2 protein-coding genes are annotated in these 4081 nt (G+C 62.5%); both read right to left on the bottom strand.

Annotation, left to right across the window (positions count from 1 at the left end):
* The coding region (locus NDN16_RS20760) for an FG-GAP-like repeat-containing protein (protein ID WP_251115317.1) at window positions 1-1365 on the bottom strand (1365 nt) is incomplete at its 3' end.
* On the bottom strand, window positions 1328-3838 hold the full coding sequence (locus NDN16_RS21190; protein WP_435301143.1) for a beta strand repeat-containing protein: 2511 nt from the start codon (window positions 3836-3838) through the stop codon (window positions 1328-1330). The genes NDN16_RS21190 and NDN16_RS20760, both read right to left, overlap by 38 nt.
* Window positions 3839-4081 lie beyond the last annotated feature (243 nt).

Below are 4081 nucleotides of genomic sequence, written 5' to 3'. Positions count from 1 at the left end.
GACGACGACGCTCGAGCTCGTCCCGTCCGTACGCCCGAAGATCACGTAGACCCGGCCTGCGTTCGATGCAGTCGCATCGTTGAGGCGTGCGCCGACGACGAGATCGGCCAGCCCGTCGCCGTTGATGTCGCCGCCGGCTGAAACGTCGAAACCGAGCTCGTCATTCGCGAACTGGCCGGTGATCGTAAACCCGCCGATACCCTTCGCAACATCGGATAGTTGAACAGAATTCGAGCCTGTTCTGCCGTAAACGAGATAGGCTCGGCCAGCATTGCCGGCTGCCGTATCGTTATAACGCGCGCTGACGAGCATGTCGGCCAGGCCGTCGCCGTTTACATCTCCAGCGTAGGCAACATTGAAGCCCACGTAGTCCTGCGCGCACTCCGCCACGATCGCGAAACCGCTCGTGCCGAGCGAACTACCCGCGACGTTGATGTCGAGGTTGCCGGACGTCCGACCGAAGACGACATAGGCACGCCCTGTGCTGGAACCGTAGGCATAGGCTCCGACCAGGAGATCGGCCAAGCCGTCGCCATTGATGTCGCCTCCATAGGCGACGTCGTAGCCGAAATTGGTGGCCGTCGTCTCGCCGGTAACGGAAAATCCGCCAGTTCCAAGCGCATTGGCTGTCAGTAACGTCGTTCCCGTCCGTCCGAACACGATATAGGCCCGGCCGGTTGTGCTGGCATAGCCGTTGGAGCCGATGACGACGTCGGCGAGCCCGTCGCCATTGACGTCGCCGGCGCCACTGACGGCGACTCCGAAGCTGACGCTCGTCGTCTCGCCCTGAACCGCAAAGCCTCCGGTGCCACCGGCGACAGCCGACGCGGCGACAGCCGTCGTACTCGTCTTGCCGTACACGACATAGGCGCGTCCGGTACCGGAGTTATAATTGTATGCACCGACGACGATGTCGGCGAGTCCGTCGCCGTTGACGTCTCCCGCACCAGCCACGGAGAATCCGAGGTTTCCGCCGGTCGCCTCGCCGTTGATTACGAAGCCTCCAGACCCGGCGGCAATCGTCGACAACATATATCCGGCACCGACCGTGTTGCCGAATATGACGTAGGCTCGGCCCGTGCTGGAGTTGGAGCCCGAAGAGCCTACGACGATATCCGCTAGGCCATCTCCGTTGACGTCCCCTGCGGCAGATACCGACATACCTGCCACATCGCCGGCGCTTGCGCCGTTGATCTCGAACCCGCCATTTCCGACGGCGACAGCGGACAGGTTGATGGGAGTTTTTCCCGTCTGGCCGTAGACGAGATAGGCACGTCCCGCGTCGCTACCGACGAAGTCGTTGTACGGAGCGGATATGAGAATGTCGCTAAGCCCGTCTCCGTTGAAGTCGCCTACGGATGCGATGCTGTACCCAGCGTAGTCGTTGATGCACTCGCCATTGATGACGAAGCCGCCATACCCGTTGACGACTTCCGTCGTCTCGATACCGGGATAGTCGACGACAACGCCCTGCTTGACATACAGCGTCGTCGCCTTTGCGACATTGTAGTAGACATTGTAGGTGCNCGGATGCGATGCTGTACCCAGCGTAGTCGTTGATGCACTCGCCATTGATGACGAAGCCGCCATACCCGTTGACGACTTCCGTCGTCTCGATACCGGGATAGTCGACGACAACGCCCTGCTTGACATACAGCGTCGTCGCCTTTGCGACATTGTAGTAGACATTGTAGGTGCTGCCGCCGCTGGTGAAGCTGGCCGCCTGCCGCGCCCAGCGCCCGTCCGTCAACTGCACCTTGTCGCCGGCATTGCCGTCCACCATCAGCTGGTAGCGGCCCGTCGTCTCGAACAGGTTCATGCCCGACATGTCGGCGATATCCGCCGCCGTCAGCTTCAGCACATTGTCGCCCGTGCCCGTGATGTCGATCTTCTCGATGCTCTCCAGCCGGCTGCCGCCGGCCGGATTGCCGGCGGATGCATTGGCCACCGCCGTCAGGTCCAGCGTAAGACCAGCCCCGGACAAAGCCAGCGTGTCGAGGCCGTTGCCCCCGATAACGGATGCCAGTTGCCCGGATGTCGTATTGTAACCCGACTGCAGCGCGGCGATCATCGCCCCGCCGATCTCGATGCGGTCATTGCCCGCGCCGCCATGGGCCACGCTGCCGGCCGTCAAAACGATCGTGTCGTTGCCGGCACCCGCCATGATGGTCTTCGCCGCACCGCCATCCGTGAGGTTGTTGTCGGTCGCGTCGCCCATGACGTCGACTGCAGTATTGAACAGAGCGCCGTCCGTGCGTCCGAAGATCACGTAGATGCGGCCGGCATTCGAGGCGGCTGCGTCGTTGAAGCGTGCGGCTACCGCAATATCGGCCAAACCATCGCCATTCAGATCGCCTGCGGCCGAAATATCGTAGCCGAGTTCGTCGTCCGCACACTGACCCGTGATGGCGAAACCGCCTACGCCAAGGGCAATATCCGACATCTGCACCGAAATGTTCGATGTCCGGCCGTAGACTACATAGGCCCGTCCAGCGTTGTTGCCCGCGATATCACTGCCTTTCGCGCTGACGAGCATGTCCGCAAGACCGTCGCCGTTCACGTCGCCGGCATACGCCAAATTGTAACCGACGAAGTCGCCGCTACATTCCGCCACGATGGCGAAGCCCCGCGTGCCAAGTGACGAAGCCGCGACGTTGATGTCGAGGTTGCCGGACGAACGGCCGAAGATCACATGAGCGCGGCCGGCACCCGTGCCGTAGTAGTAGGCACCCACCAGAATATCGGCGAGGCCGTCGCCATTGACGTCCCCGCCATACGAGACGTCGTATCCAAGGTTGTTGGTAGCCGTTTCGCCACTGATCAGGAAACCGCTCGTTCCCAGCCCATTTGCATTCAGCAACGTGCTGCCCGTCCGGCCGAACACGACATAGCTACGGCCTGCATTGCCGAAATAGCCGTTCGAGCCGATCACGACGTCCGCAAGCCCGTCGCCATTCACATCGCCGGCTCCGCTGACCGAGACGCCGAATGAATTACCGGTCGTCTCGCCCTGCACGGCGAAGCCCCCTACGCCGTTTGCGATGGAACTTGCTGCCACCGCAAGGCTGTCGGTCTTGCCGAATATCACGTAGGCGCGGCCTGTCGTGCTGTTATATCCGGATGCGCCGACAATCAGGTCGGCCATACCGTCGCCGTTGACGTCCCCGGCTCCGGCAACCGAAACGCCGAAATCATTGCTAGCACCCTCGCCCGTTATGACGAAGCCGCCTGCCGTACCGGCCACGATGCCGGCGATCGTCGGTGCAGCACCGCCGGTGCGTCCGAAAATCACATAGGCGCGCCCTGCGCGGATACCGTAGCCGGATGCACCCACCACGAGATCCGCCAGCCCGTCGCCGTTGACATCGCCAACAGCCGAGACCGAAGTCCCGAAATAATTGCTGCCCCCTTCTCCCGCTATCGCAAATCCGCCGCTGCCTGCAGCCACGGCAGAAAGGTTCACGGACGTCGTGCCGGACCTTCCGTAGACCAGATAGGCACGCCCTGCGTCAGTGCCCGTAGCATCGTTATACGGCGAGGCGACGATGAGGTCGTCAAGCCCGTCACCGTTGAAGTCGCCTGCGGACGAGACGCTGTAGCCGGCGTAGTCGTTGGCGCACTCGCCATTCAGCACGAAGCCGCCATAGCCGTTGACGACTTCCGTCGCCTCGATGCTTGGATAGTCGACTGCGACGCCCTGCTTGACGTACAGCGTCGTCGCCTTCGCGACATTGTAGTAGACATTGTAGCTGCTGCCGCCGCTGGTGAAGCTGGCCGCCTGCCGCGCCCAGCGTCCGTCGGTCAGTTGCACCTTGTCGCCGGCATTGCCGTCGACCATCAGTTGGTAGCGGCCCGTCGTCTCGAAGACGTTGATGCCCGACATGTCGGCGATGTCCGCCGCCGTCAGCTTCAGGACGTTGTCGCCCGAGCCGGTGATGTCGATCTTCTCGATACCGCTCAGCCGGCTGCCGCCGGACGGATTCGTGGCGGCGACGTTGGAAAACTGCGTCAAATCGAGCGTCAGCCCGGCACCCGTCAGCTTCAGCGTATCCACGCCGAGGCCGCCCTTCAGCGTCGCAAG

Origin of the sequence: Aureimonas altamirensis (assembly GCF_023702225.1) — a bacterium.
Taxonomy (GTDB): Bacteria; Pseudomonadota; Alphaproteobacteria; order Rhizobiales; family Rhizobiaceae; genus Aureimonas; species Aureimonas altamirensis_B.
This window is presented reverse-complemented; position numbering and strand designations above follow the sequence as displayed.